The sequence below is a fragment of the Streptomyces sp. NPDC088794 genome (genome assembly GCF_044750545.1).
GTDB lineage: Bacteria > Actinomycetota > Actinomycetes > Streptomycetales > Streptomycetaceae > Streptomyces.
The window spans coordinates 187,107-212,578 of record NZ_JBIVKB010000001.1 but is presented as its reverse complement, the minus strand read 5'-3'; the positions used below and the strand labels follow the sequence as shown (position 1 = coordinate 212,578).

26 protein-coding genes and 1 pseudogene are annotated in these 25,472 nt (G+C 70.5%); 14 read left to right on the top strand and 13 right to left on the bottom strand.

Translation table 11 applies throughout. The features are described from left to right. Positions 1-40: 40 nt before the first annotated feature. Positions 41-721 (top strand): TetR/AcrR family transcriptional regulator, encoded by a 681-nt coding sequence (locus ACIP6U_RS01000; protein WP_401711001.1) that lies wholly within the window; start codon positions 41-43, stop codon positions 719-721. Between the two features lie 7 nt (positions 722-728). Here the strand turns inward: ACIP6U_RS01000 and ACIP6U_RS00995 are convergent, their stop codons facing one another. Together ACIP6U_RS00995 and ACIP6U_RS00990 are read right to left on the bottom strand one after the other, a co-directional pair. Beyond that, positions 729-2,396 carry an FAD-dependent monooxygenase gene (locus tag ACIP6U_RS00995; protein WP_401712864.1) on the bottom strand — a complete coding sequence of 556 codons (1,668 nt, stop codon included), beginning with the start codon at positions 2,394-2,396 and terminating at the stop codon, positions 729-731. A gap of 12 nt (positions 2,397-2,408) precedes the next feature. After that, positions 2,409-2,606: pseudogene (locus tag ACIP6U_RS00990) on the bottom strand (helix-turn-helix domain-containing protein); the annotation flags it as partial. A gap of 107 nt (positions 2,607-2,713) precedes the next feature. Between ACIP6U_RS00990 and ACIP6U_RS00985 the strand changes: the two are divergent. Next, entirely contained in the window at positions 2,714-3,748 is a 1,035-nt protein-coding gene (locus ACIP6U_RS00985) for a LacI family DNA-binding transcriptional regulator (RefSeq protein ID WP_401711000.1), read from the top strand. A 17-nt stretch (positions 3,749-3,765) separates the two neighbouring features. Beyond that, positions 3,766-4,944 carry a 4-hydroxybenzoate 3-monooxygenase gene (locus ACIP6U_RS00980; protein ID WP_401710998.1) on the top strand — a complete coding sequence of 393 codons (1,179 nt, stop codon included), beginning with the start codon at positions 3,766-3,768 and terminating at the stop codon, positions 4,942-4,944. Positions 4,945-4,947: 3 nt separating this feature from the next. Here ACIP6U_RS00980 and trxA read toward each other — a convergent pair whose 3' ends face one another. Further along, positions 4,948-5,334 (bottom strand): thioredoxin, encoded by a 387-nt coding sequence (trxA, locus tag ACIP6U_RS00975; RefSeq protein WP_123996407.1) that lies wholly within the window; start codon positions 5,332-5,334, stop codon positions 4,948-4,950. 121 nt (positions 5,335-5,455) lie between these two features. Here trxA and ACIP6U_RS00970 point away from each other — a divergent pair, with 121 nt between their 5' ends. Then, the gene (locus tag ACIP6U_RS00970; protein ID WP_401710994.1) at positions 5,456-6,889 is read left to right on the top strand and encodes a dihydrolipoyl dehydrogenase family protein; all 1,434 of its coding nucleotides are present in this window, start codon (positions 5,456-5,458) and stop codon (positions 6,887-6,889) included. 83 nt (positions 6,890-6,972) lie between these two features. Here the strand turns inward: ACIP6U_RS00970 and ACIP6U_RS00965 are convergent, their stop codons facing one another. Beyond that, on the bottom strand, positions 6,973-7,617 hold the full coding sequence (locus ACIP6U_RS00965) for a peptide deformylase (RefSeq protein WP_401710991.1): 645 nt from the start codon (positions 7,615-7,617) through the stop codon (positions 6,973-6,975). A gap of 146 nt (positions 7,618-7,763) precedes the next feature. Here ACIP6U_RS00965 and ACIP6U_RS00960 point away from each other — a divergent pair, with 146 nt between their 5' ends. Further along, positions 7,764-9,158, top strand: coding sequence for a PepSY-associated TM helix domain-containing protein (locus ACIP6U_RS00960; protein WP_401710987.1), 1,395 nt, complete (start codon positions 7,764-7,766; stop codon positions 9,156-9,158). 103 nt (positions 9,159-9,261) lie between these two features. Here ACIP6U_RS00960 and ACIP6U_RS00955 read toward each other — a convergent pair whose 3' ends face one another. From ACIP6U_RS00955 to ACIP6U_RS00945, 3 genes are all read right to left on the bottom strand, one after another. Then, positions 9,262-9,609 carry a tetratricopeptide repeat protein gene (locus tag ACIP6U_RS00955; protein ID WP_401710984.1) on the bottom strand — a complete coding sequence of 116 codons (348 nt, stop codon included), beginning with the start codon at positions 9,607-9,609 and terminating at the stop codon, positions 9,262-9,264. A gap of 84 nt (positions 9,610-9,693) precedes the next feature. Continuing rightward, positions 9,694-10,131: a MarR family transcriptional regulator gene (locus ACIP6U_RS00950; protein WP_401710981.1), complete on the bottom strand. Its 438-nt coding sequence runs from the start codon at positions 10,129-10,131 to the stop codon at positions 9,694-9,696. Beyond that, positions 10,128-10,667, bottom strand: a complete 540-nt coding sequence (locus tag ACIP6U_RS00945; RefSeq protein ID WP_401710978.1) for a MarR family winged helix-turn-helix transcriptional regulator — start codon at positions 10,665-10,667, stop codon at positions 10,128-10,130. Before ACIP6U_RS00945 ends, ACIP6U_RS00950 begins: the two co-directional genes overlap by 4 nt. Positions 10,668-10,755: 88 nt before the next feature. On the opposite strand from ACIP6U_RS00945, the gene ACIP6U_RS00940 reads away from it, so the two are divergent. Next, positions 10,756-11,721, top strand: coding sequence for a pirin family protein (locus tag ACIP6U_RS00940; protein WP_401710975.1), 966 nt, complete (start codon positions 10,756-10,758; stop codon positions 11,719-11,721). Positions 11,722-11,794: 73 nt separating this feature from the next. On the opposite strand, the gene ACIP6U_RS00935 is transcribed toward ACIP6U_RS00940, so the two are convergent. The 4 genes from ACIP6U_RS00935 to ACIP6U_RS00920 form a co-directional block, all read right to left on the bottom strand. Beyond that, on the bottom strand, positions 11,795-12,265 hold the full coding sequence (locus tag ACIP6U_RS00935) for a DUF3618 domain-containing protein (protein WP_401710973.1): 471 nt from the start codon (positions 12,263-12,265) through the stop codon (positions 11,795-11,797). After that, positions 12,262-12,681 carry a phage holin family protein gene (locus ACIP6U_RS00930; protein ID WP_401710970.1) on the bottom strand — a complete coding sequence of 140 codons (420 nt, stop codon included), beginning with the start codon at positions 12,679-12,681 and terminating at the stop codon, positions 12,262-12,264. The genes ACIP6U_RS00935 and ACIP6U_RS00930 overlap by 4 nt, the downstream gene beginning before the upstream one ends. Positions 12,682-13,064: 383 nt before the next feature. After that, a complete protein-coding gene (locus tag ACIP6U_RS00925; RefSeq protein WP_401710967.1) occupies positions 13,065-14,834 on the bottom strand; it encodes a thiamine pyrophosphate-dependent enzyme in 1,770 nt (589 codons plus the stop codon). Positions 14,835-14,880: 46 nt separating this feature from the next. Then, complete coding sequence (locus ACIP6U_RS00920; protein ID WP_401712861.1) at positions 14,881-16,440, bottom strand: FMN-binding glutamate synthase family protein; 1,560 nt, start codon at positions 16,438-16,440, stop codon at positions 14,881-14,883. 274 nt (positions 16,441-16,714) lie between these two features. On the opposite strand from ACIP6U_RS00920, the gene ACIP6U_RS00915 reads away from it, so the two are divergent. From ACIP6U_RS00915 to ACIP6U_RS00900, 4 genes are all read left to right on the top strand, one after another. Beyond that, complete coding sequence (locus ACIP6U_RS00915; protein ID WP_401710965.1) at positions 16,715-17,065, top strand: PRC-barrel domain containing protein; 351 nt, start codon at positions 16,715-16,717, stop codon at positions 17,063-17,065. Between the two features lie 126 nt (positions 17,066-17,191). Continuing rightward, positions 17,192-17,539: a hypothetical protein gene (locus ACIP6U_RS00910; protein ID WP_401710962.1), complete on the top strand. Its 348-nt coding sequence runs from the start codon at positions 17,192-17,194 to the stop codon at positions 17,537-17,539. A 47-nt stretch (positions 17,540-17,586) separates the two neighbouring features. Further along, positions 17,587-18,552: an LLM class F420-dependent oxidoreductase gene (locus ACIP6U_RS00905; RefSeq protein WP_401712859.1), complete on the top strand. Its 966-nt coding sequence runs from the start codon at positions 17,587-17,589 to the stop codon at positions 18,550-18,552. Positions 18,553-18,565: 13 nt separating this feature from the next. Beyond that, positions 18,566-19,255: an HAD family hydrolase gene (locus ACIP6U_RS00900; RefSeq protein WP_401710959.1), complete on the top strand. Its 690-nt coding sequence runs from the start codon at positions 18,566-18,568 to the stop codon at positions 19,253-19,255. Positions 19,256-19,278: 23 nt separating this feature from the next. Here ACIP6U_RS00900 and ACIP6U_RS00895 read toward each other — a convergent pair whose 3' ends face one another. Next, positions 19,279-19,509, bottom strand: coding sequence for a DUF5133 domain-containing protein (locus tag ACIP6U_RS00895; protein WP_401710957.1), 231 nt, complete (start codon positions 19,507-19,509; stop codon positions 19,279-19,281). Positions 19,510-19,665: 156 nt separating this feature from the next. Between ACIP6U_RS00895 and ACIP6U_RS00890 the strand changes: the two genes are divergently transcribed. After that, the gene (locus tag ACIP6U_RS00890) at positions 19,666-21,117 is read left to right on the top strand and encodes a condensation domain-containing protein (protein ID WP_401710954.1); all 1,452 of its coding nucleotides are present in this window, start codon (positions 19,666-19,668) and stop codon (positions 21,115-21,117) included. Positions 21,118-21,181: 64 nt separating this feature from the next. Here the strand turns inward: ACIP6U_RS00890 and ACIP6U_RS00885 are convergent, their stop codons facing one another. Next, positions 21,182-21,724: a GNAT family N-acetyltransferase gene (locus ACIP6U_RS00885; protein WP_401710951.1), complete on the bottom strand. Its 543-nt coding sequence runs from the start codon at positions 21,722-21,724 to the stop codon at positions 21,182-21,184. A gap of 222 nt (positions 21,725-21,946) precedes the next feature. Here ACIP6U_RS00885 and ACIP6U_RS00880 point away from each other — a divergent pair, with 222 nt between their 5' ends. From ACIP6U_RS00880 to ACIP6U_RS00870, 3 genes are all read left to right on the top strand, one after another. After that, on the top strand, positions 21,947-23,158 hold the full coding sequence (locus ACIP6U_RS00880; protein ID WP_401710949.1) for a LacI family DNA-binding transcriptional regulator: 1,212 nt from the start codon (positions 21,947-21,949) through the stop codon (positions 23,156-23,158). 104 nt (positions 23,159-23,262) lie between these two features. After that, a complete protein-coding gene (locus ACIP6U_RS00875) occupies positions 23,263-24,492 on the top strand; it encodes an extracellular solute-binding protein (RefSeq protein WP_401710946.1) in 1,230 nt (409 codons plus the stop codon). After that, positions 24,485-25,465, top strand: coding sequence for a carbohydrate ABC transporter permease (locus tag ACIP6U_RS00870; RefSeq protein WP_401710943.1), 981 nt, complete (start codon positions 24,485-24,487; stop codon positions 25,463-25,465). The genes ACIP6U_RS00875 and ACIP6U_RS00870 overlap by 8 nt, the downstream gene beginning before the upstream one ends. The last annotated feature ends 7 nt before the right edge of the window (positions 25,466-25,472 follow it).

Sequence of the window (25,472 nt, the reverse complement as noted above, 5' to 3'; positions counted from 1 at the left end):
TTCTAGCACCCTAAGCGGACTGCGGTCCAGTTTTGTTCCCATGCTTTACGCTGTCTTCATGTCCGCTACCCTGCCGCCCATACCGGCGCCTCAGGAGCCCGTCGGCGAGCCGGAGTTGTTGCAGCTCAGCCCCGTCGAGGACGAGCCCTGCCTGCGGGCCGACGCCGCGCGCAACCGGGCCGCGCTGCTGGAGGCGGCCACCCGGCTGATCGCCGAGCACGGCGCGGCCGGGGTCACGATGGAGGCGGTGGCCGCCGCGGCCAAGGTGGGCAAGGGGACCGTGTTCCGTCGCTTCGGCGACCGGACCGGACTGCTGATGGCCCTGCTGGACCACTCGGCGAAGAAGCTCCAGGCCGACTTCCTCGGCGGACCGGCCCCGCTGGGACCCGGGGCTCCGCCTCTGGAGCGGCTGCGGGCGTTCGGCGTGGCGGTGCTGTACCGCACACAGGAGCAGCTGGACCTGCAACTGGCCGCCCAGCCGGAGCCGACCCGCAGGTTCGACCTGCCGCCGACCCGGGCCCTCACGATGCACGTCACCGTTCTGCTCCGACAGCTTGTGCCGGACGCCGACTGCGAGTTGCTGGCGCGGACGCTGATGGGCTACCTCGACCCCGCCCTGATCCACCACCTGACCAAGCAGTGCGGGATGCCGATGGCCCGCCTGGAGGCCGGCTGGATCGACCTCGTCGAGCGCGTGACCTCCGTACCGCCGTCCCGCTGAGTCCGGCTCAGCCGTGGTGCGAGCCGAAGAAGTCGACCAGGCCCTGCGGGGCGTCGTCGCGGAACATCAGGATCCCGTTCGCGGCGGAGTCCGCCGCCGCCTCCTCGCTGCGCGGGAACAGCTTCGCCTCGTAGGCGGCCAGTGCGGCTTCGGTGTCGCCGGGGTGCGCGGCCAGTGCCTGGCCCAGTTCGGCCCCGTCGAGCATGGCCAGGTTGGCGCCCACGCCCGCGAACGGTGACATCAGATGGGCCGCGTCGCCCAGCAGCGTGACCCCGGGCACCCGGTCCCAGCGGTGCCCGATCGGCAGGGCGTGGATGTGCCGTGGCACCAGCGGTCCGTCGGCGTCGCCGACCAGCGCCCGCAGACTCTTGTCCCAGTCGCCGAAGTGCTCCAGCGTGTACGCCTTCGCCGCCTCGGTGTCCGTGAAGTCGACGCCGTCGAACCCGTCCTCGGGGATGCTGAGCGCCACGTAGATGTGCAGGCTGCCGTCGGTCTCGCGGTGGCCCAGGAAGCCCTTGCCCGCGCCGAGCGCCATCAGCATGCCGCCGCCGACGACCTCGGCGCTCACGGGATGCCGCAGGTCGGCGTCCGGGAGGTCCGCCTCGACGAACGAGATGCCGGTGTACTGGGGCCGCGCGTCCGAGAGCAGCGGCCGCACCCTGGACCAGGCGCCGTCCGCGCCGATCAGCAGATCGGTCGTGAAGGAGGAACCGTCCGCGAGCGTCACCTCGTGCCGGCCGCCGTCGAGCGGGCGGGCGCCGGTGACCTTCGCGCCCCAGCGGACGGTGCCCTCGGGGAGGGAACCAAGCAGCAGGTCGCGCAGCTGGCCGCGGTCGACCTCGGGGCGCCCGCCGTTGCCGTCGTCGGGGCTGTCCACGAGGACCGTGCCGTGCCGGTCGAGGACGCGGGTGGCCTCGCCGCCCGGGTGCACCAGGGTCAGGAACGCCTCGTGCAGACCTGCCGCGCGCAGCGCCGGCTGGCCCGAGTCGTCGTGGATGTCGAGCATGCCGCCCTGGGTGCGTGCGGCGGGGGAGTCGTCGAGGTCGAGGACGGCGGCCTCGATGCCGTTCACGTGCAGGACCCGGGCGAGCGTGAGCCCGCCGAGTCCGCCGCCGACGACGGCGATGGGGTGGTGGGGGGTGGTCATGGTGAACCTCCTTGAAAGGGGCGGGACTTGAAGAGATGGCAGGTGGGGGAGAGGAGAGGCAGCGAGGTCAGTCGGTACGGCGGTCCGCTCTATGCCGGTGATCACTGCCCGTAGCGCCCACGTCTGGCGGGCCTCGGGCGGCCCCGACAGCAGGTCGTCCGCGAGTGCGGCGACGCGTGGATGCGTGCGGTCGGACGCGTCTCGCACGGCACGGCGCACGGCATCCCACTCCTCGTCGGACGTGTCCTCCACGTGCTCGGCGGCCTGCGCGGTGGAGTGCTGGAGCAGCAGGTCCACGCCCCACGCGGCCTGTGCCGGCGGGACGCCGCCCTCGTCGAGCAGGGCCAGCAGCGTCTCGATCAGGGTCAGGTAGTGCGGGCCGCTCGGCCGGGCGGTGAGCGCGGAGCGGGCCAGGCTCGGGTGCTCGAAGAGCATCGCCGTGTACGCGGTGAGCACCCGCTCCAGCCGCTCGCGCCACGAGCCCTCGGTCGGGGCGGGTCCGATGGTGCCCAGCAGCTCGTCCAGCACGGCCGCGTGCAGCTCCGCGGTGTTGCGCACGTAGACGTACAGCGAGGCCGGGCCGGTGTCGAGCTCCTGCGCCAGGCGCCGCATGGTCACCTTCCGCAGGCCCTCGGTACGCAGCACGGCCACGGCGGCGGCCACGATGCCCTCCCGGGACAGGGCGGGCTTCGCCGGACGCTCACGGCGGCTGCGGGGGATGTCGGGGCGGTCTGTCATGCCTCCAAGGTAACGAACATGTTCGTTGAGAACAAGTTCGTGACGAACATGTTCGTTGTAGACCGGGTGTGGCCTCGGACACAGGTTCTGCAAAGATGCCTCACGTCATGGTGCAGATACCGAACACGCCCGCGCTCGCGTCCCCCGCCGCGCGCCCCGTGCCCACGAGCGCCGATGTGGCCCGTCTGGCCGGAGTCTCGCGCGCGACCGTCTCCTACGTCCTCAACAACACCAGCGCCGTACGCATCAGCGAGCCCACGCGCCGCCGCGTCCACGAAGCCGCGAAGGAACTCGGGTACGTGCCCCACGCGGCCGCCCGCAGCCTGCGCGCCGGACACAGCCGCCTGGTCCTGATGCCCGCCCCCACCATCCCGATCGGCCCGCTCTACAGCCAGTTCATCAACGAACTCCAGTGGGCGCTCAGCCGCCTCGACTACACCGTCGTCCAGTACGGCACCGTCGGACTGCAGGGCGACGAGGCCGCCCGCGCCTGGGCCGAACTGCGGCCCGTCGCCGTCCTGGTGCCGGGCGCGGGCCTGGGCCCGCAGGGCGTGACCGTGCTCAAGCGCTCCGGCGCCCGGGCGGTCGTCACCCTCGGCCCCGATTCCGTCGAGGGCGCCCACGCCCTGCTCATGGACCACGAGGCCGTCGGCTTCTGCGCGGGCCGCCACCTGTACGACCGCGGCCGGCGCCGCATCGGTGTCCTCGTTCCCGAGGAGGACGGCCTGGAGCTCTTCTCGCTGCCCCGCCTCAAGGGCGTGCGTCGGGCCCTGGACGGCACCGACGCGGCGGTCACCGACCTTCCTCTCGCCTACGACGAGCAGGCCGCCGCGCGCCTCGCCGCCCGCTGGCACGCCCTCAAGCTCGACGCCGTGTTCGCCTACAACGACGAGTACGCGATGCTGCTGATGCGCGCCCTCCAGGACGCGGGCGTACGCATCCCTCAGGACACGGCCGTGATCGGCGCCGACGACCTCGTCCTCGGCCGGCTGCTGCGGCCCCGGCTGAGCACGGTGCACATCGAGCTCCCGTCCGGCCGCGACCTCGCCGAACTGGTGGACCGCGCGGTGCGCGACCCGGGCGCCGGGCCCGAGACGCACGAAGTACTGGGCGCCACGGTCGTCCACCGAGAGTCCAGCTGAACCCTCAGGAGGCGCCCATGCGCACGACGGTCGGCATCATCGGCGGCGGCCCCGCCGGGCTGCTCCTCGCCCGGCTGCTGCACCGCGCGGGCATCGAGTGTGTCGTCCTGGAGGCCAGGACGCGGGAGTACGTCGAGCAGCGCCAGCGTGCCGGAATGCTGGAGCAGGGCACGGTGGACGCGCTGCGCGAGGCAGGCGCCGCCGACCGTCTCGGCGCCGAAGGGCTGGTGCACCAGGGCATCGAGCTGCGCTTCGACCGCGAACGCCACCACATCGACTTCCCGGCCCTCACCGGCGGCCGTACGGTCACCATCTACGCCCAGACCGAGATCGTGAAGGACCTCGTCGCCCTCCAACTGGCCGAGGGGCCACCGCTGTTGTTCGAGGCGGAGGCGCTGGCGGTGGAGAAGCCGGAGAGCGGGACACCCGTCGTCCGGTTCGTGCACGAGGGCCGTGAGCAGACGCTGAGCTGCGACTGGGTGGTCGGCTGCGACGGCTTCCACGGCATCTCGCGGGGCACCTTCCCGGCCGAGGTCGCCCGGTCGTACGCGCACGACTACCCGTACTCCTGGCTCGGTGTCCTGGCCGATGTGGCGCCGTCCTGCGACGAGTTGATCTACGCGCGCGGGGAGGGCGGCTTCGCGCTGCACAGCATGCGCTCCCCGCACGTCTCACGCCTGTATCTGCAAGTACCCAACGACACCGACCCCGACGACTGGCCGGAGGACCGGATCTGGGACGAACTCGCCGCGCGGTTCGCCGTCGACGCCGACTGGAGCCTGAAGCGCGGCCCGATCACCGCCAAGTCCGTGACACCGATGCGGAGTTACGTCCACGAACCGATGCGCCTGGGCCAGCTGCTGCTGGCCGGCGACGCCGCGCACATCGTCCCGCCGACCGGCGCCAAGGGACTCAACCTCGCCGTCTCCGACGTCCGCCTCCTCGCCCGCGCCTTCGCCGAACTGCACCGCACGGGCTCCGAACGGCTCCTGGACACCTATTCCGACGCATGCCTCGCACGCGTGTGGCAGGCCACGCGTTTCTCGTACGACATGACCCGGATGCTGCACACCCAGCCGGACGGGGACGCGTTCGAGAACCGGGTGCAGCTCGCGCGTCTCCGCCGGATCACCTCGTCCCGGCACGCGGCCGCCGAACTGGCCGCCAACTACACGGGACTTCCGCTTCTGGGCTGAGACCTACTCGCCGTTCTGCTCGGCCTGCGCCTGCTGCTCGGCGACGGACTTGCGGACCTCGTCCATGTCGAGCTTGCGGGCCTGGCCGATGACGTCCGTCAGGGCGGCCTCCGGCAGAGCGCCCGCCTGGGCGTACACGGCGACCTGGTCACGCACGATCATCAGCGTCGGGATCGACTGGATGCCGAAGGCCGCGGCGAGCTCGGGCTGCGCCTCGGTGTCGATCTTGCCGAACACCAGGTCCGGGTTCTCCTCGGCGGCCTTGTCGTAGATCGGGGCGAACATACGGCACGGCCCGCACCAGGCTGCCCAGAAGTCGATCAGGACGAATTCGTTGTCCGTGACCGTCTGGTCGAAGTTCTCCTTGGTGAGCTCCACGGTGCTGCTCATGACGTGTATCCCTACTTCCTCGTGTCGGGGCGAAGCCGTCGGCACAACGCGGCCGGCCGGTCACGTATTCCGCGCCCCTACCCGTGTGGCCTCCGGTCACACCACCGAGCAGACTGGCCCCATGACGGAAACGGAAGACATCGCGTACGACGTAGTGGTGCTCGGGGCCGGGCCCGTGGGGGAGAACGTCGCGGACCGCACCCGTGCGGCCGGACTCTCCACCGCGATCGTGGAGAGCGAGCTCGTCGGAGGCGAATGCTCGTACTGGGCGTGCATGCCCAGCAAGGCCCTGCTGCGCCCCGTGATCGCCCAGGCGGACGCCCGCCGGCTGCCGGGCCTGAGCCAGGACGTGCAGGGCCCGCTCGACGCGGCCGCGGTCCTCGCCCGCAGGGACTACTTCACCTCCCACTGGAAGGACGACGGGCAGGTCGGCTGGCTGGACGGCATCGGTGCCGACCTCTACCGCGGCCACGGCCGCCTCGCCGGACCCCGCACGGTCACCGTGACCGGCCCCGACGGCACGGTGAAGACGCTGACCGCCCGGCACGCGGTCGCCGTCGCCACGGGCACCGGCGCCGCTCTCCCCGACCTGCCCGGACTGGCCGAGGTCCGCCCGTGGACCAGCCGCGAGGCCACCAGCGCCCAGGAGGTGCCGGGCCGGCTCGTGGTGGTCGGCGGGGGAGTGGTCGCCACCGAGATGGCCACCGCCTGGCAGGCCCTCGGCTCGCGCGTCACCCTCCTGGTCCGCGGCAAGGGCCTGCTCAACCGCATGGAGCCCTTCGCCGGCGAACTGATCGCCGAGGCGCTCACCGCGGCGGGCGTCGACGTGCGCACCGGCGCCTCGGTCGAGTCGGTCACCCGCGAGAACGGCACGGTCGTGGTCGTCACCGGGCAGGGCGACCGCATCGAGGCCGACGAGATCCTCTTCGCCACCGGCCGCGTCCCGCGCACCGAGGACATCGGCCTGGACACGGTCGGTCTGACCCCCGGCTCCTGGCTCGCCGTCGACGACAGCCTCCGCGTCACCGGCAGCCAGTGGCTCTACGCGGTCGGCGACGTCAACCACCGCGCCCTGCTCACCCACCAGGGCAAGTACCAGGCCCGGATCGCGGGCGCCGCCATCGCCGCCCGTGCCTCCGGCGTACCGCTCCTGGAGACCGACCCCTGGGGCGCGCACGCGGCCACCGCCGACCACAGCGCCGTACCGCAGGTCGTCTTCACCGACCCGGAGGCCGCGTCCGTCGGCCTCTCGCTCGCGGAGGCAGAGCAGGCCGGGCGCCGGGTGCGCGCCGTCGACGTCGAGTTCGCCTCGGTGGCCGGCGCGGGGCTCTACGCGGACGGTTACCGCGGCAAGGCCCGCCTGGTCGTCGACCTCGAACGCGAGATCCTGCTCGGCGTCACCTTCGTCGGCCCCGGCGTCGGCGAACTCATCCACTCGGCGACCGTCGCCGTCGCGGGCGAGGTTCCGATCAGCCGGCTCTGGCACGCGGTGCCGTCCTACCCGACGCTCAGCGAGGTGTGGCTGCGCCTGCTGGAGGCGTACCGGGACAACTGACGTGCGGGACAGGGAAGTTCACGCGGGGACCACCGACTTCAGGTGGTCCCCGCGCCGCGTGTGAGAGGCAGTGCGCGGCCGGGCTACGGCAGTTCGAAGCCGAGTTCCCGCGCCGCCTCCTCCGGTGTCGGCCGGGTCCACCGCTCCGCCATCGCCTCGTTCGAGGACAGCGAGCGCAACTCGGCGCGGTCCAGATACAACAGGCCGTCGAGATGGTCCGTCTCGTGCTGCACGATCCGGGCCGGCCAGCCGCTGAACACCTCGTCCACCGCGCGCCCGTGCTCGTCCTCGCCCGTCAGCCGCACCTCGGCGTGCCGGGCCACCACCGCCTGCCACCCCGGCACACTCAGACAGCCCTCGAAGAACGCGGCCCGCTCGCCGCCGACGGGCTCGTACGACGGATTGACCAGCACCCGGAACGGCTGCGGCACCCGGCCCCGGGCGATGCGCACCTCGTCCGGCACCGGCGCCGGGTCCTCGATCACCGCGATCCGCAACGGCACCCCGACCTGCGGCGCGGCCAGGCCCACGCCCGGCGCCGCGTGCATGGTGACCCGCAGGGCCTCGACCAGACGGGCCAGCAGCGCCGGGTCCAGCTGACCGTCGAAGCGCTCGGTGCCCCTGCGCAGGACCGGGTCACCGGCGGCCACGATCGGCAACGGGCCATCGATCGCGAGGAGTTCCTCGACCAGGTCGACAAGGGGTGCGGGGTCACGGGGAGTTGCCATCGGGCCAGGATGCCATGACGTTCCGCCACGGCCGCCGCGGCCTGTGACGTACGCCACTTGTGTCGCCGGGAACTCGACGCCCTCCGCCCCCGACTACTGGACCGCCACAGTCACACACCGTCCCCGTCCCCCCGGAGATCCCGCCGATGTCCACCGCGCCACCGACCACCACGGACGAGGCCCCGCAACCCGCCGCCGTCCCCGCGCCGACCCCTTCCGGATGGGCCCCGCTGCGCCCCCTCGTGCTGCGCCTGCACTTCTACGCCGGAGTGTTCGTCGCGCCGTTCCTGCTCGTCGCCGCCGTCACGGGCTTCCTCTACGCCGGCTCGTTCCAGGCCGAGAAGTTGGTGTACGCCCATGAGATGACCGTCGCGAAGGTCGGCGACACCAAGCTGCCCATCTCCGAGCAGGTCACCGCCGCCCGCGCGGCCCACCCCGAGGGCACCGTGTCCGCCGTACGCCCCTCCCCGGAGTCCGACGCCACCACCCGGGTGCTGCTGTCGGGCGTCGCGGGCGTCGACGCGGACCACACGCTCGCGGTCTTCGTCGACCCGTACACCGGCAAGGTGCGCGGGGCCCTCGAACAGTACGGCTCGACCGGCGCGTTGCCCCTGCGCACCTGGATCGACGACTTCCACCGGGACCTGCGGCTCGGCGAAACCGGCCGGCTCTACAGCGAGTTCGCCGCGAGCTGGCTGTGGGTCATCGCAGGCGGCGGCCTGGTGCTGTGGTTCTCCCGCCGCCGTGCGCTGCGCAAGGTCCGCGGCACCAGCGGCCGGCGCCGCACGCTCGGTCTGCACGGCACCGTCGGCGTCTGGGCGGCGGCCGGGTTCATCTTCCTCTCGGCGACCGGCCTGACCTGGTCGACGTACGCCGGCGCCAACATCGACGAACTGCGCACCTCGCTCGGCCAGTCCACCCCGTCGGTCTCCGCGGCGGCCGGCGGCGAGCACGCCGGGCACGGGGCGGCCACCACCACCGGGGACGCCGACCACGGCGTCGGCCTCGACACCGTGCTCGCGGCGGCCCGCGCGAAAGGCCTCGGCGACCCCGTCGAGATCGTTCCGCCCGCCGACGAGAACTCCGCGTACGTCGTCCGTCAGGTCCAGCGCAGCTGGCCCGAGAAGCAGGACTCCGTCGCCGTCGACCCGAGCACTGGCAAGGTCACCGACGAACTCCGGTTCGCGGACTACCCGTTGCTCGCCAAGCTGACCCGCTGGGGCATCGACCTGCACACCGGTTCCCTGTTCGGCCTGGTCAACCAGATCGCCCTGATGCTGCTCGCGGCCTCCCTGATCCTGCTGATCGTCTGGGGCTACCGCATGTGGTGGCAGCGCGGCCGGGGCTCCTCCTTCGGCCGCCCCATACCGCGCGGTGCCTGGCAGAACGTGCCCCCGCAGATCCTCGTCCCGTGTGTCGCCGTCATCGCCGTCCTCGGCTACTTCGTCCCGCTGCTCGGCATCCCCCTGGCCGCCTTCGTCGTGGCCGACATCCTGCTGGGCGAGATCGCCCACCGGCGGGGGACAGCGGCGGCCAAATGACGGACGACCCCCGGGCCACCTCGATACGGAGGCGACCCGGGGGTCGGTCATGCGGTGTCGGTCATGTGTTGTCGGCCGTGCCGTGTCGGTCGTGCGGTGTGGTTCAGACCTGCTCGAAGTCGCCCGCGAGCGCCGAGGCGATCCGCAGGTGCGAGTCGGCCTCCTCGTCCCGGCTCTGCCGCTGGAGCGTGCGGCCGAGCAGCAGCCGGGCGTAGTGCTCCACCGGGTCGCGCTCGACGATGATCCGCAACTCGCTCTCCGCGCGCTTGAGTTGGGCCGAGTGGTAGTAGGCCCGAGCCAGCAGCAGCCGGGGTCCGGTCTGCTCCGGCACCTCCTCGACCAGCCCGTCCAGCACCCGTGCGGCGGCCGTGAAGTCCTTGGCGTCGAAGAACAGCTGCGCGCGCTCCCAGCGCTCCGCCGGTGTTCCGTGGTCGTAGTACGTGGTGTCCACTCGTTGCCTCCTTCGGCCTGCTCAACCGGAGGATTTGGTTGAATATTCCACTACCTCGGAGGCGTCCCGGGAGGGGTGGGTGCGTCAGGAGCGGCGCGCGGCCAGTTCCGCGTTGGCCCGCTCGGTCACCTGGGCCAGCACGCCGCCGGCCACCGCCAGGTCCTCGGCCGGGATACCGGCGTAGAGTCGGGCGGATATCTCCCCGACCTCGGCCGACACCTCGGCGTGGAACGTCTTCCCGGTGTCCGTGAGCCGGACCTGCGAGGCCTGGGCCGCCAGCGACCCCTTGGCGATCAGCTCGTCGACGACACCCTGTATCTCGGCGGTGCCGACCTTGAGCGCGTCGGCGACCTCCTCGACGAGGGCGTCCCGTTCGACCGGACCCCCGGTGACCCGGTTCAGGGTGATCTGCTGCTGGAAGGTGGCGCCGTGGAGGGCCAGGACGCTCTCCAGGACGGCGCGGCCCGCGTAGTGGGCGAGGCCGATCACCTGGCCGTTGACGGTGGGTGCGGTGGTGGTCATGACTGCTCCGTCTCGATGTCGTCGTGCTCGATGTCTGCGTGCTCGTTCTCGTCGTGAGTGGAGGCCGCGAAGGGGTCCAGGGGGGCGTCGAGCAGGGTCGCCAGGTCACGCGAGAACTCCTTGGCGCGCGGACTGTCGAGACCGCCGAGCGGCGCCAGCAACTGCCGCAACAGTCCTTGTACGACCTTGATCGCGCGCCCGGTGACCTCGCGGCCCTGCTCGGTGAGTGCCAGTTGTACGGCGCGGGGATCCCGGGGATCCCGGTCCCGCTCGACCAGGCCGGCCGCCTCGAGGGCGCGCGCCAGCTTGGACACGTAGAGCGGCTCGAGTCCCGTGACGTCGGCGAGGCGCCGCTGGCTGGGACGCTCCCCGGCCCGCCGCAGCCCGTACAGCGAGGCCACCATGACGTACTGCGCGTGGGTGAGCCCCAGCGGGGCCACCGCCCGGTCGACCGCGACGCGCCACTTCATCGACAGGCGCCACACCAGCGCACCGGGTGTCGCCTTCTCGGAATCTGTACCGGAACCCTTGCTCATGACAGATACAGTACATGGCGACTATATACATGGCTACTATTTTCACCCGGACTGACGGAACCGCTCCGACGGGGCTAGGTTGTGGGACATGAGCAATCTTGATCGCGAGGCGGTTCCCGCCCTGTGCGGTGGTCGTGGCTTCGTGGTGGCGGAGCCCGTGCGTGAACTTCTCAGCCCGCGCCGGGTGCAGCTCGGCGCGTCGACCGAGGTCCGTCGACTGCTGCCCAACCTGGGCCGCCGGATGGTGGGCGCCTGGTGCTTCGTCGATCACTACGGCCCCGACGACATCGCCGACGAGTCCGGCATGCAGGTCCCGCCGCACCCGCACATGGGTCTGCAGACGGTGAGCTGGCTGCACGACGGCGAGGTGCTGCACCGCGACTCGACCGGCAGCCTCCAGACGATCCGCCCGCGCGAGCTCGGTCTGATGACCTCAGGGCGCGCGATCAGCCACTCCGAGGAGAGCCCCCGTCCGCACGCGCGGCTCCTGCACGGCGCCCAGCTGTGGGTCGCCCTCCCGGACGGCCACCGCCACACCGACCCGCGCTTCGAGCACCACGCCGAACTCCCGGTCGTCACGGCACCGGGCCTCAAGGCCACGCTGATCCTGGGCGACCTCGACGGCGCGACCTCGCCCGGCACGACGTACACCCCGATCGTCGGCGCGGACCTGACGCTGGCCGGCGGAGCGGACGTACGCGTCCCGCTGGAGCGGGACTTCGAGTACGCCGTCCTCGCCATGTCCGGCGAGACCCGCGTCGACGGTGTGCCCCTGCTGCCGGGTTCGATGCTCTACCTCGGCTGCGGCCGCGACGAACTGCCGGTGCGGGCCGAGTCGGACGCCGGGCTGATGCTCCTGGGCGGTGAGCCGTTCGAGGAGGAACTGATCATGTTCTGGAACTGGATCGGCCGCACCCAGCAGGAGATCGAGCAGGCCCGCGCGGACTGGATGACGGGAACACGCTTCGGCGAGGTCAAGGGCTACGACGGTGACCCGATCCCGGCGCCCGAACTGCCGCCGGTGGCCTTGAAGCCGCGGGGCAGGGTGCGCTGACCTGGGCGGTTGAGAAGGTTGAGGGCGCGCAGGGCCATGCTGAGTGGCTCCGCGCGCCCTCTTCCCACGTTTCTCAACGGCGCTTCCTGGACCGGCGGATGAGCAGCAGCGCGATGAACGCGCCGGCCGCGGCGAGCAGGGGGACGCGGTTGGCCCGTGCCGCCTGCAAGCCCTGGTCCGCCTTCTCGAGCACCGGATCCGGGGTCTTCTCCCGCGCGAGCTGCCCGGCCTGAACCGCCTTGTCGCGGACCTGTTCCGTGGCCGCGCCGGCCTTGGCCCGCACCGTCTCCGGCGTTTTGTCCTGCACCACCTGGGCCACGTGTGATGCCTTGTCCCGCAGTTGGGCCTTGGCCTGTGCGGTCTTCTCCTCGACCTGCTGCTTGACGGCGTCCGTCTTCTCCTGGGCGCGGGCCTTGACATCGGCCTTGGCCGCGAGCGCCTCGACGGTCTCGCCGAGTTCCTCGCGGGTCGCCTCGACCTGCCGGCGCAGTTCCTCCGGGGAGGGTGTCGCCTCATCGCCCGTGTGCGGCTTGTCCTGGGTCATCGGTGTGCCTTCTCCTTGATTTCGGCCACGTCGGCCTTGACGCTGTCGATGGTCTGTTCCGGCGTCGGCGGGGATGCCTTGCTGATCTGCTGCCTGCCGAGAGTCGCCATCAGCGCGGAGACCGCGGCCAGGACGGCGGTGACGATCAGCGCCGCCGCCCACACGTCCATGACGAGCGAGAGCGCGGCGATCACGGTGACCACCAGGGCCTGGAGGGTGAGAACACCCATCAGACCGGCGCCGCCGAACAGTCCGCCGCCCTTGCCGAAGCGTTTGCCCTTCTGGACCATCTCCGCCTGGGCCAGGCGCATTTCGTCACGGACCAACTGGGACAACTGCTGCGAGGCACGTTGGACCAGATCGCCGACCGGTTCCTGTGCTCCGTTGCCGGTGCGGGGGGTGCCTTCTGTCGTCATGGGTACTCACCTGTCCTTCTGGGCGATCAACACGCCTTCTCCTGTCACCGCCTGATCGTGTGCCGGGTACCCGGACAACGACTCCTCACCGCTCGGTGGATGGATATCCCGCCCGCGGTGCCCCAGAAATGGCATCAGGAAGTGCGGGGGCTGAAACGCGTCATCCGGGGCACTCGGTAGTCCGCGGCACCGATGGGCGCCGTTTCCCGAAGGAAAGAGAAAATCGTGTACATAGGTCTGGGTACCGTCGTCCTCATCATTGTCATTGTCCTCATCGTCATGATGCTGCGCCGTCGCTGACCCGTGCCTTTTCGACCGCACGATCAGCACTGACCACAGCCCGCCCCGGATTTCTGTGAATCCCAGGGCGGGCATGGTCGCGTTCAGTGGCGGGTTTCGTCGCCGTGGCTGCGCAGTAGTTCCTTCATCTTGGCGACGGCGAATCCCCAGCCCTGTTCGACGGTGGGTTTGGCGGGGACGGCGATCTCGTCCGGATTGGTGAGTACGTCGAGGAGGACGGGGCCCGGCGTCGCGAAGGCACGGTGTACGGAGTCGTCGAGGTCGGCGGGGTCGGTGACCCGGATGCCGGTGATCCCGATGGCGGCGGCGACGGCCGCGAAGTCGGGGTTGTCCAGAACGGTTCCGAACTCGGGGAGTCCTGCCTGTTCCTGCTCCAGCTTGACCATGCCGAGGCGGCGGTTGTCGAAGACGACGAGCTTGACCGGCAGTCGGTACGACTTGAGGGTCATGAGGTCGCCCAGGAGCATGCTCAGACCGCCGTCCCCGCAGAAGGCCACGACCTGGCGGTCCCGGTCCAGGTACTGCGCGCCGAGCGCCTGCGGCATGGCGTTGGCCATGGAGCCCAGGTTGTAGGAGCCGAGCAGCCGGCGCGTCCCGCGCATCTCGACGAACCGCGAGAGCCAGACGGTGGCCATCCCGGTGTCCGAGGTGAAGATCGCGTCGTCGGTGGCGCCGCGGTCCACGGCGGCCGCCAGCGCCTCCGGGCGGATGCCGTGTTCGCGGTTGTCGAGCGCGGAGCGCACCCTGCCGACCAGACCTTTGTCGTGCGTGGGGTCGGCGAGGCGTGCCTGGCCCGCACGCCAGCTCAGGAAGCGTTCCCGTGCCTGCTCCAGATGCCCGCGGTCGCGCGTGCCGCCCAGGTCGCCCAACTCGCCCGGCCCGGTGGCCAGGTGGTCGAGGAGGTCGCGCACGGTGGCACCCGCATCGCCGACCAGGCCGATGTCCACCGGGACGCGGCGGCCGATGTGCGCCGGCTCGGTGTCGACCTGGATGACCGTGCGGCCCTCGGGATACCAGTCGCGGTAGGGGAAGTCGGTGCCCAGCAGGAGCAGGGTGTCCGCGGACTGCAGGGCACCGGCCGCCGCCGGGTTCCCGATCAGACCGGTCTGGCCGACCTGGAAGGGGTTGTCGCCCTCGAATCCCTCCTTGGCCTTCAACGTCAGCACCATCGGCGCCGCGAGGCGGTCCGCCAGTGCGAGGACGTCCTCGCGGGCGGCGCGGGCGCCCTGCCCTACCAGCAGGGTGATCCGGCCCGCGCGGTCGAGGAGTTCGGCGGCCCGGCGCACGGCGTCCGCCTCGGGGCGGGTGGTGGGTGTGGTGAGGGAGAAGCGGACGGGTCGGTCGGCGTGCAGTTCCCGGTCGCCGATGTCGCCCGGCACCGTGAGGACCGCGACACCCTTGTGCCCCAGGGCGTTGCGCACCGCCGTCTCAAGGAGCTGCGGCAACTGGTCGGGATCGGTGATCGTGGCGCGGAAGACCGCCACGTCACGGAAGAGCAGGTCGTTGTCGACCTCCTGGAAGGCGTCGCTGCCCAGCTCGGACAGGGGGACCTGGCCGGCGACGGCCAGCACGGGCGTACGGCTCTTGGCAGCGTCGTAGAGGCCGTTGAGCAGATGGACGGAACCGGGGCCTACCGTGCCCATGCACACCCCCAGGTGGTCGGTGAGCTGGGACTGGGCGCTCGCGGCGAAGGCGGCCGCCTCCTCGTGGCGGCAGCCCACCCACTCCACGTCGTCGGTGGTGCGGATGGCGTCGGTCAGCGGGTTGAGCGCGTCTCCCACGACGCCGAACACCTGGCGTACGCCGAGTTCGCTCAGGGCGTCCACGATGACGCGGGCGACGGTTCGTGCCACGGGTTCCTCCAGGTCGGATACGGGACAGAGGCGGGTCAGGGCCAGGTCAGATCGTGAAGCGGTCGGGGTCGGCGGCCTTCCAGTCGGTCGCCCAGTCGGCGGGCGGCTCGACCAGCAGCTGGCCGGGGGAGAGCCACTCGTACAGCACGTCGTAGGAGCGCACGGTCTGCGGGTCGATGCGCCGGCGCAGCATGTGCGGGTGGAGCTGCGCGGGGTCGGCGACCCCCATGGAGGCCATGATCTGCAGGGCGCTGCCGACGGTGGCCTCCTGGAGGCGTCGTACGCGCGCGGCCTTGTCGCCGACGTCCAGCGCGCGGGCCCGTCGCGGGTCCTGGGTGGTGACGCCGACGGGGCAGGTGTTGGTGTGGCAGCGCTGGGCCTGGATGCAGCCGACCGCGAACATCATGGCGCGGGCCGCGTTGCCGTAGTCGGCGCCCTGGATCAGGCGCTTGACGAGGTCGGCCCCGGTGGCGATCTTGCCGCTCGCGCCGATCCGGATCCGGTCCCGCAGGCCCGCGCCGACCAGCGCGTTGTGCACGGTCATCAGGCCCTCGGTGAGCGGTGTGCCGATGTGGTCGGCGAATTCGAGCGGTGCGGCGCCCGTACCGCCCTCCGCGCCGTCGACGATGATGAAGTCGGGTGCGGTGCCCTCCTCGATCATCGCCTTGCACACGGCGAGGAACTGGCGCCGGGACCCGACGCACAGCTTGAAACCGGTCGGCTTGCCGCCGGACAGCTCCCGCATCCGCGCGATGAAGAGGACCAGTTCACGAGGGGTGGAGAACACCCGGTGGTACGGCGGTGAGACGACCGTCTCTCCCTGGGGCACGTCCCGCACCCGGGCGATCTCCGCGTTGACCTTGGCTCCGGGCAGTACACCGCCGATCCCGGGTTTGGCCCCCTGCGACAGCTTGAGCGACACACACTTCACGCTCTCGCCGGACGCCTTCTCGGCGAACTCCCCGGCATCGAAGTCCCCGTCCCGGGTCCGGCAGCCGAAGTAGCCGGTACCGATCTCCCAGACCAGGTCACCGCCCGGGCGCAGGTGGTACTCCGACAGCCCGCCCTCACCGGTGTCGTGCGCGAAACCCCCTGCCGCGGCGCCCTGGTTGAGCGCCAGGACGGCGTTGGCGGAGAGCGAGCCGAAGCTCATCGCGGAGACGTTCAGCAGGGCCATGTCGTAGGGCCGGGTGCAGTCCGGGCCGCCGATCCGTACGCGCGGCGGGCGGTCGGGCACCGGGCGGGGCGCCATCGAGGGCACCAGGTACTCGTATCCCGCCCGGTACACATCGCGTTCGGTGCCGAACGGCTCCTCGGCGGCGGTGCCCTTGGCGCGCTCGTAGACGATGCTGCGGACGTCCCGGTCGAAGGGCCGCCCGTCGAAGTTCCGCTCCACGAAGTACTGCTGCAGCTCGGGCCGGATGCGCTCCAGCAGGAAGCGGGCGTGTCCGATCACCGGATAGTTGCGCAGCACCGAGTGCCGTCGCTGGACCAGGTCCCACACCCCGATCACGCCGATCGAGGCCAGTGGCACAGCGGCCGCCCACCACCAGGGTGACGCCACCACGGCCACACCGACCACTGCGAGGGCGGCGCACACGACCACCGCGACCGTTCCGGTTCTCAGCACGAGCCACGAGTAACCCGTCTGACCCGTCTCATGCGCACCGCCCGCGCCGACCGGGCCCTCCTGGACGTGAAAACGGTTGTGTTGATTCTTGTACTTATCTCGCCCTGATATTCGATGGCGTGGGGTTCGCCATCAATAAATGGATGAAGGTGTGGGACGGAAAACGATGGGCACCCGGCCTGCCGAGGGTCGCCCACCGGAATGCCGGACGGGCTTCCTCGTATTCACGCATTGCAAGGGGAGGTTTTGTATGACGGACAACATGTGGGGTTACCAGGCAGAGTCGGGTCACCAGACGGGGATGGACCTGACCGGGTTCAAGGTCGAGGCGAGCGACGGCTCGATCGGCAAGGTCGACAAGCACTCCGAGGACGTCGGGGCCGCGTACATCGTCGTCGACACCGGAGTGTGGATCTTCGGCAAGCAGGTTCTGCTTCCTGCCGGTGTCATTTCCTCCATCGACGTCGCGGAGCGGACGGTCCACGTCGGCCGCACCAAGGAGGAGATCAAGAACTCCCCCGAGTTCGACAAGGACAAGCATGTCGGTGACGCCGGCTACCACGAGCAGGTCGGCGGCTACTACGGAGACCGGCACGTCTGATCGTCACTCCGCAGTACAAGAGGGCGGGTACCGGCGTTCTGCCGGCGCCCGCCCTCGGCGGCGTCCGGACGGTCCGGACGTCGTTCCACACCCTCGTATGCAAGGCAGCCAAGGAGAGTGAGCCTGATGGCCACCGTGTCCCTCACCGACGCGTCCAAGGAGGACGCCGCCACCGTGTTCGGCGTCCTGCGGATCGGGTTCCCCACCGACCGGCCCGCCGACGACATACCCCAGGAACAGCCGGGGGACCAGTCCGCCGTCTGGACCGCGGAGTTCGAGCCGACGCAGGAGTGGGTCCCGACCGGCCCCATGCAACTGGAGGGCACGGTCACCGCCACCCTGCAGGGCAGTTACGTCGCCGTCGACCAGCTCCGCGAAGCCCTGGACGTCGCGTTCGCCGTGCAGGAGCGGGGCACCGCCTCGGGAGACCAGGAGAAGGAGGTCGACCTGCGGCTCGGAACGAAGCAGCGCTGAGGCGGGTGCAGTACCCCGCGTAGGCGACCCACGAGGAGATGAGCAGCATGGTGCAGATCGGCTACACGATGATGACCGAACAGGCCGGCCCGCGAGGGCTCGTGGGCCATGTGGTCGGCGCAGAGCGCGCCGGCTTCGACTTCTCGGTCACGTCCGACCACTACTTCCCCTGGCTGGAGTCCCAGGGCCACGCCTCCTACGCGTGGAGCGTGCTCGGTGCCGCCGCGCAGGCCACCGAACGCATCCCCCTGATGACGTACGTGACCTGCCCCACGACCCGCTACCACCCGGCCGTCGTCGCACAGAAGGCCGCCACGGTGCAGCTCCTCTCCCAGGGCCGGTTCCGGCTGGGGCTCGGTTCCGGGGAGAACCTCAACGAGCATGTCGTGGGCGGCGGTTGGCCTGCCGCGCACGTCCGGCTGGAGAAGCTGGAAGAGGCCGTGGAGATCATCCGGTCCCTCTTCGCGGGGGAGAACGTCAACCATCACGGTGTCCACTTCGACGTGGAGAACGCCAAGTTGTGGGACCTGCCCGACACGCTCCCGCCGATCGGGGTCGCCGTCTCGGGCGACCGTTCGTGCGAACTCGCGGGCCGCCTGGCCGACTTGGTGATCGCCACCGAGCCCAGGCCGGAACTGATCTCCGCGTTCGACCGGCACGGCGGCACGGGCAAGCCCAAGGTCGGCCAGCTGCCGATCTGCTACGACACCGACCGTGACGCGGCGATCGCCCGCGCCCACGACCAGTTCCGCTGGTTCGGCGGCGGCTGGCCGGTCAACTCCGAACTCCCCGGACCCACCGCGTTCGAGGGCGCCACCCAGTTCGTACGCCCCGAGGACGTGGCCGAGTCCATCCCCTGCGGCGACGACGTGCAGGCGGTCGTCGAGGCCGTACGTCCCTACGTCGACGCGGGGTTCACCGAGGTCGCGCTCGTCCAGATCGGCGGCGACCACCAGGAGCCCTACCTGGAATGGGCCGAACAGAAGCTGCTCCCCGCCCTCCGGGAACTGTGAGAGGGCATCCGCGATGACCACGAAACGTGCCACCAAGCGGGCCGCGATCTTCGACGTGGACGGAACCCTCGTCGACACCAATCACCTGCATGTCGTGACCTGGTGGGAGGCGTTCCGGCAGGCCGGCCATGGCGTTCCCATGCGGGAGATCCACCGGGCGGTGGGCCTCGGCGGCGGCGACCTGATCGAGCACCTGCTCGGGGATGACCGCGATCCCGACGGCGACGAGCGGCTCGTAACGGCCCACCACACCCTCTACGCCACGTACTTCGACCGGCTCCCGGCGTTGGAGGCGGCGGGCGACCTGCTGCGAGCACTGGCCGGACGGGGCTGGGAGATCGTCCTGGCGACCTCGGCGAGTGGCGCGGAGCTCTCCGCGCTGCGGCGTGCCATCGACGCGGACGACGTGATCGGCGGGGCGGCGAGCGCGGACGACGTCGCCGACGGCAAACCCGCCCCCGACCCCGTGCGACTGGCCAGGGAAGTCGCCGGGGTACCGAGCGAACGGGCCGTGTTCGTCGGCGACACCGTCTGGGACATGAAGGCCGCTGCCCGGGACGGGGTGACTCCCGTGGCAGTGCTCTGCGGCGGGATCCCGCGCACGGACCTGGAGAGCGCCGGTGCTCAGGCCGTGTACCGGGACCCTGCCGATCTCCTCGGACACCTGGACTCAAGCGTCTTCGCCGCAACCGAGAGGCAGTGACCGAAGGCCGCGGAGGTGTGAGGTCAGTGCGCGGTGAGCACGGAGTCGTCCTGGGGGCGGGCGCCGGGCAGTCGGCGGCGTGCCGCGGCCAGGGCCGAATCGACGTCCCGGGTACCGGTGGACACACACAGCGTGTAGGCGACGTCGTCCATTCGGCGTCGTGCGGCGGGGCTGCCGTTCTCGGCATGCAGGGCGCACAGGGTCTCGTACTGCTCGACGAGGTCCTTCAACACCGCGGGGTGGGCCATCAGCACCAGGGGTCTCCCATCGCTTGAACCTGACATTCGCGATCCGATTACCCCCGACCCCTCTGCCCATGCACGCAGGTCCGCGCGGCCGACGTCGCCACCTGATCAGCGCACGGTCGTTAGCCGTCCAGAGAGTCGTTCTTAGGTGGCGGGAGAGCCAGCATGAGGCAGTTTCCCTTGGAGGCACTCGACTTGGCGCCCGGGCGCCTGGTGGAGTGGCAGCTCGGGCGGACGGGGGAGCAGGCCGGCAGCGGCGGCGACGGGCCGGTCAGACGGGCCTCGTTCAATCAGGACAAGCATTTCAGCGTGGCCGAGGAAGGCCGCAAGGCGGACGATCTGTTCTCCTCCTGGCTCGCCGTCGCGTTCGAGGTGTCGGGGACCCTCGACCGGAGCGCGCTGGAATCCGCGCTGCTGCATTTCGTGCGGCGGCACGAGGTGCTGCGGTGCGAGTTCCGGCGGCTGGCGGGCGAGTTGGCGTGCGAGCCGCTCGGTCCGCGGGACATCGGCCTGACGCCGGTCGAGGTGGGGGAGTTCGAGTCCACGGACGAACTCCGGACGTTTCTGTCCGAGAGCTTCAAGAAGCGGATCGACACGCTCTCCTGGCCGCTGTTCCTGATGGGAGCGGTGGTGCGGGACGAGTCGTCGACGGTGTACCTCGCGTTCGACCACATCGTCTGCGACGGCATGTCGATGCCGAACGTCGTCAGCGACATCCAGGCCGCGTACGCCGCGTACGCGGCCGGCGGTGACGTCGTACTTCCCAGTGTCGGCAGCTACTTGGACTTCGCGCAGGAGCAGCGCCGGCGGTACCTGTCGATCAGCGAGTGCGACAGGCGGCTGGACTACTGGAAGTCCTTCATCGCGCGCAACGGTGAGTTCTTCCCGCGGTTCCCGCTCGATCTCGGTATCGATCCGGGACGTACGTATCCCACGGTGAACGAGGCGTTCCCGCTCCTGGACGCCCGGCAGACCGCCCAGTTGGAGAACCGTTGCCGCGCGGTCGGCGGGAAGGCGTTCATGGGGGTGCTGGCCGCGGTCGCGATCTCGCTCCGGCAGGCGGGCGGTCCCGGCGTCTACCGGGGGCTGATGCCGGTCAGTGAACGCGGCAAGGGCGACTGGCTGGGCTCGATGGGATGGTTCGTCAACACCATGCCCATCGAGTTCTCCGCGACGGAGGAGCAGAGTTTCGCCGAGGTGGTGGCCAATGTGCGGGCCGGCTTCGCGGACATGCTGCGCAGCATCGACGTGCCGTTCGTCAGGGTGTGGGAACTGCTGGCGCCGGACGACTTCGCCAAGCGCACCTGGCCGTTCCCGGTGAACTTCTTCTCCTACGCCGACATGCGGAAGTGCCCGGGAGCGGAGAACCACGAGAGCTGGCGGCCCACGACCCACGTATGGGCATCACGCTCCAACGGAACCTCCTCCTGGTTCCAACGGGACACCGCCGGCCTCCACATGAACTCGATCTACGCCGACACGCCCCAGTCCCGCCGTACGATGACGGAACTTCGCCGCACGCTTCAGCAAGTGCTGCTGGAGATCTCGGACTTCGGCACGATCCCGGCACCACGGAGCGAAACGACGGGCGCGCGCGTGGCGGTGTCGACGAGGTGAGGCGGGCGCCGGCAGAACGCCGCCCCCAAACCCTTCGCCCCTGCCTCGCCCCTTCGCCCCCGCTCTAGCCCTTCGAGTCCGGCTTCCACTCCTGGACGAGGAGACCAAGCAGGACCTCGTCCAGGAACTCGCCCATCACCCAGCCCGCGGAGCGCAGCACGCCCTCACGGACGAAGCCGTTGCGCTCGGCGGCTCGCAGCATCGCCTCGTTGTCCGACAGTGTCTCGATCTGCAGCCGTTGCAGGCTGCGTACGACGAAGCCGTAGTGGCACAGCACCGCGACCACGTCGGTGCCGTACCCCTTGCCTCGGGCGGAGGGCAGCAGCCCGAGCCCGAGGTGCGCGGACCTGTTGTGGGTGTCGATCTTCCACAGCGTCGCGTCGCCGACCAGCGTGCCGCCCTCCAGCTCCACCACGGAGAACGGGGCGTACGCCTGCTCCTTGTCGTCGACCGCGAACGGCGAGTCCTTCGAACCCGGCGTGATCGGCCGCCACGGCCGTCCGTTGGACCGGGAGAAGTTGGCCACGTCGTCGTGGAGTTCGGCCTGAAGGATCGGAATGTCGTCCTCGTGCCGGGCCCTGAGCCCGACTTTGCTGCCCGTTAGCATGCGAGCTTCCTATCCGAGCGGCTCGACCGGCGGCAAACGAATAAGCGGGCGCGATCATGCCGCCCGGCCATGAAAGCGCCCGATGGTCGCCAGCCCCGAGCCCGGACAGATCCTGCTGTGCGGGCTGCCCGGGTCCGGCAAGACGACCCTCGCCGCGCGCCCGGCTGGAGGAGTACGTGAGGCTCTTCCAGGCCCCCGACACCGACGAGCTGGGGCTTTACGATGTCCCGCCTCCGAGCCGACGCGGCTGACACGGCGGCCGTGGGCGACCGGGGCCGATTCTTTTCCTGCACGACCCTTGCCGTCGTTCGCGGCCCCTCCCTACAGTCTCGTCCCAGTCAGTCGATACGCATCGACACCGCGATCGACACCGGATCGACGCGGGAACCGAGGGAGGTGCTCCGCATGGTCACGAGCCGGGACGTGGCCCGGTTGGCGGGCGTCTCCCAGAGCACCGTCTCCTACGTCATGAGCGGGCGCCGCTCGATATCCCCCGAGACCCGGCGTCGGGTCGAGGAGGCCATCGAGACGTTGGGGTTCCAACCGAACGCCGGTGCGCGGGCGTTGGCGAGTCAGCGCAGCCAAGTCATCGGCCTGGTCGTGCCGTTCGCGCCGGGGGCCGACATGACGGGCGTGCTGCCCTTCATCGAGACGATCACCAAGTGCGCCCGGGAAGAGGACCACAACGTCATCCTGGCCACCGAGGACGAGGGCGCCGAGGGCCTCACCCGGCTCAGCGACCAGTCCCTGTGCGACGCGATCGTGCTGATGGAGGTCGGGTCCAAGGACCCGCGCATTCCCGTGGCGGCGAACCTGAGCGTGCCGGTCATCCTGATCGGCGTGCCGGACGATCCCGCGGGCCTGTACTGCGTCGACCTGGACTACACGCTGGCCGGACGCATGGCGGTGGACGAGTTGGCCGCCTCCGCGCACGACCGCGTCGTCCTGCTCGGCTACCCCCGTGATGTCATGGCGCGCGACGTCAACTTCGTCCGACGCTTCCTGCGGGGAGCCGAGGAGTCGGCCGCCGCGCACGGCATCGCCTACGCCGAGGTGAGCCCGCCCGACACCAGCCGGGCCGGGGCCGAGGCCGCCCTGGACGAGGCGCTCGCGCAACCGCTGTCCGGCGGGGGCGAGCGGCTCGGACTCGTCGTCCCCGACCCGCAGTTGATCCAGCCGACCCTCCAGAGCCTGCTGGACCGCGGTCTGGTGCCGGGCCGCGACCTGTCCGTCATCGGACTGTGCACGGACCGCACGGCCGAGACCTCCACACCCCCCGTCACCAACCTCTCGCTGGAACCCAGGGACGTCTCGCGCCGCGCGATGCGGATCCTGTTCCGGCTGCTGAACCGCGAGAGCGTGCCCGCCCCTTCGACCGTCGAACTGGTCACCCCGCGTCTGACCCTGCGTCAGACCAGCCTGTCCGCCCGCTGATCCCCAGTGTTCCGTGTCAAGGGGGATGACGCGTCATTGCTGTCGATACGCATCGACACCCCGCGCGGTCCGCCGAGACAGCGCCGACCGAGGAGAGAAAGAACATGGCTCAACGACGAGCGATCTCCAGCAGAACGACACTGACGGTGACCCTCGCGCTCATGGCGCCGCTCTCGCTGAGCGCCTGCGGCTCGAACAGCGGATCGTCCGGCGGCGCCGACACACTGCGGGTGATGGACTACTACGCCGATCAGCCCGACAAGGGGATCTACGCGAAGGTCCTGGACGCGTGCGGGCGGCAGAACGGCGTGACGATCAAGCGGGAGGCCGTGGCCGGCCCCTCCCTGATACCCAAGGTGCTGCAACAGGCCTCGTCGCGGACCCTGCCCGACGTCCTGATGCTCGACAACCCCGACCTGCAACAGATCGCCGCCAGCGGCGCCCTCGCCCCGCTCGGCGACTTCGGCCTGAAGGCCGACGGATACGCCAAGGGCGTGGTGGACGCCTCGACCTACCAGGGCAAGCTCTACGGCCTGCAACCGGTCACCAACACCATCGGCCTGTTCTACAACAAGGACATGCTCGACAAGGCGGGCGTCAAGCCGCCCACCACCTGGGCCGAGCTCAAGTCGGCCGCCAAGAAGCTCACTTCGGGCAAGCGCTACGGCATCGCCTTCTCCGCGCCCGCCACCTACGAGGGCACCTGGCAGTTCCTGCCCTTCATGTGGTCCAACGGCGGCGACGAGAAGGACATCGCAACTCCCCGGACGGCGCAGGCCCTTCAGCTCTGGGTGGACCTGGTCAAGAGCGGATCGGCCTCCAAGTCCGTGGTCAGCTGGGGCCAGGCCGACGTCAACGACCAGTTCGCGGCGGGCAACGCGGCCATGATGGTCAACGGCCCCTGGCAGTTCCCGGTCCTCGACAAGAAGACGAGCCTGCACTACGACGTCGTCCAGATCCCCGTGCCCAAGGCGGGCGGAACTCCCGTCGTCCCGCTGGGCGGTGAGACCTGGACCGTCCCGCAGACCGGCAACGCGCAGCGCCAGGACAAGGCGGCCAAGGTCGTCGCCTGCCTCAACTCCGACAAGAACCAGCTGGCGCTGGCCGAAGAGCGCCAGACCGTGCCGACGAAGACCGCGCTGATGGACAAGTTCGCGGCGGATCAGCCCAGGATGAAGGCGTTCACCGACCAGGTGCGCAACGCCCGTGCCCGCACGGGCGAGTTGGGCAAGGACTGGCCCAAGGCCGCCACCAAGATCTACACCGCCATGCAGACCGCGCTCACCCAGGGGGCGACTCCGGCGAAGGCACTGAAGCAGGCCCAGGATGGCTGACGTACTGCGCCGAGCGGTGCGGGCCAAGGAGCGTGCGGTACCGGCCACGGACAGCGCCCCGGCGGGCCGGAGGCTCGGGAGCCTGCGGAAACGCGGCCGGCGGGGCCAGTCCCACCTGCTGTTCCTGCTGCCCGCCCTGGCCTACATGGTGGCCTTCTTCGGCTACCCGGTCGTGAAGAACGTCGTCATGGGGTTCCAGCACTACACGACGAGCACCTTCTACACCGGCGAGGCGCCCTGGGTCGGCCTCGCCAACTACCGCGCCGTCATCTCGTCCTCCGTCTTCGACAAGGCACTCCTCAACACCGTCCTGTTCACGGTGGGTTCGATCGCCGGGCAGTTCCTCATCGGCCTGGCCATCGCCCTGTTCTTCCGCCGCGGGTTCCCGCTGAACGGCGTACTGCGCTCCCTGCTGCTGTTGCCCTGGCTGGTGCCCCTGATCGTCTCCAGCGCGGTGTGGCGCTGGATCCTCGACCAGGACAACGGCGTCCTCAACCGCTTCCTCGGCGCCCTGCACCTCGTACAGGACCGCCCCGGCTGGCTGACCAGCACCTCGCTGGCGCTGTTCGCGGTGATCGTGGTCAACATCTGGATCGGGATCCCGTTCAACGTCGCGATCCTCTACGGCGGACTCCAGGACATCCCCGAGGAGTTGTACGAGGCGGCGGCCCTGGACGGGGCCACGGGCTGGCGGGCGTTCCGGCACGTGACCTGGCCACTGCTGCGTCCCGTGGTGAGCGTGGTGCTCGTGCTCGGCGTCGTCTACACGGTCAAGGTGCTGGACGTCATCCTCGGGCTCACCAACGGCGGACCGGCGAACGCGACGCAGACCATCGCCAGCCAGTCCTACCAACTCTCCTTCCAGCAGTTCGACTTCGGGCAGGGTGCCGCGCTCGGCAACATCCTCATCGTCATCTCGCTGGTCTTCGCCGTCCTCTACCTGCGCGCGAACCGACGCGCCGTCGAGCAGTGAGGCCGTC

What these genes read in the sequence shown, in the direction of transcription:
- ACIP6U_RS01000 (WP_401711001.1), top strand. Translation starts at nt 41, where the DNA reads ATGCTTTACGCTGTCTTCATGTCCGCTACCCTGCCGCCCATACCGGCG.
- ACIP6U_RS00985 (WP_401711000.1), top strand. Translation starts at nt 2,714, where the DNA reads ATGGTGCAGATACCGAACACGCCCGCGCTCGCGTCCCCCGCCGCGCGC.
- ACIP6U_RS00980 (WP_401710998.1), top strand. Translation starts at nt 3,766, where the DNA reads ATGCGCACGACGGTCGGCATCATCGGCGGCGGCCCCGCCGGGCTGCTC.
- trxA (WP_123996407.1), bottom strand. Translation starts at nt 5,334, where the DNA reads ATGAGCAGCACCGTGGAGCTCACCAAGGAGAACTTCGACCAGACGGTC.
- ACIP6U_RS00970 (WP_401710994.1), top strand. Translation starts at nt 5,456, where the DNA reads ATGACGGAAACGGAAGACATCGCGTACGACGTAGTGGTGCTCGGGGCC.
- ACIP6U_RS00965 (WP_401710991.1), bottom strand. Translation starts at nt 7,617, where the DNA reads ATGGCAACTCCCCGTGACCCCGCACCCCTTGTCGACCTGGTCGAGGAA.
- ACIP6U_RS00960 (WP_401710987.1), top strand. Translation starts at nt 7,764, where the DNA reads ATGTCCACCGCGCCACCGACCACCACGGACGAGGCCCCGCAACCCGCC.
- ACIP6U_RS00950 (WP_401710981.1), bottom strand. Translation starts at nt 10,131, where the DNA reads ATGACCACCACCGCACCCACCGTCAACGGCCAGGTGATCGGCCTCGCC.
- ACIP6U_RS00945 (WP_401710978.1), bottom strand. Translation starts at nt 10,667, where the DNA reads ATGAGCAAGGGTTCCGGTACAGATTCCGAGAAGGCGACACCCGGTGCG.
- ACIP6U_RS00940 (WP_401710975.1), top strand. Translation starts at nt 10,756, where the DNA reads ATGAGCAATCTTGATCGCGAGGCGGTTCCCGCCCTGTGCGGTGGTCGT.
- ACIP6U_RS00935 (WP_401710973.1), bottom strand. Translation starts at nt 12,265, where the DNA reads ATGACCCAGGACAAGCCGCACACGGGCGATGAGGCGACACCCTCCCCG.
- ACIP6U_RS00930 (WP_401710970.1), bottom strand. Translation starts at nt 12,681, where the DNA reads ATGACGACAGAAGGCACCCCCCGCACCGGCAACGGAGCACAGGAACCG.
- ACIP6U_RS00915 (WP_401710965.1), top strand. Translation starts at nt 16,715, where the DNA reads ATGACGGACAACATGTGGGGTTACCAGGCAGAGTCGGGTCACCAGACG.
- ACIP6U_RS00910 (WP_401710962.1), top strand. Translation starts at nt 17,192, where the DNA reads ATGGCCACCGTGTCCCTCACCGACGCGTCCAAGGAGGACGCCGCCACC.
- ACIP6U_RS00905 (WP_401712859.1), top strand. Translation starts at nt 17,587, where the DNA reads ATGGTGCAGATCGGCTACACGATGATGACCGAACAGGCCGGCCCGCGA.
- ACIP6U_RS00900 (WP_401710959.1), top strand. Translation starts at nt 18,566, where the DNA reads ATGACCACGAAACGTGCCACCAAGCGGGCCGCGATCTTCGACGTGGAC.
- ACIP6U_RS00890 (WP_401710954.1), top strand. Translation starts at nt 19,666, where the DNA reads ATGAGGCAGTTTCCCTTGGAGGCACTCGACTTGGCGCCCGGGCGCCTG.
- ACIP6U_RS00885 (WP_401710951.1), bottom strand. Translation starts at nt 21,724, where the DNA reads ATGCTAACGGGCAGCAAAGTCGGGCTCAGGGCCCGGCACGAGGACGAC.
- ACIP6U_RS00880 (WP_401710949.1), top strand. Translation starts at nt 21,947, where the DNA reads ATGTCCCGCCTCCGAGCCGACGCGGCTGACACGGCGGCCGTGGGCGAC.
- ACIP6U_RS00875 (WP_401710946.1), top strand. Translation starts at nt 23,263, where the DNA reads ATGGCTCAACGACGAGCGATCTCCAGCAGAACGACACTGACGGTGACC.
- ACIP6U_RS00870 (WP_401710943.1), top strand. Translation starts at nt 24,485, where the DNA reads ATGGCTGACGTACTGCGCCGAGCGGTGCGGGCCAAGGAGCGTGCGGTA.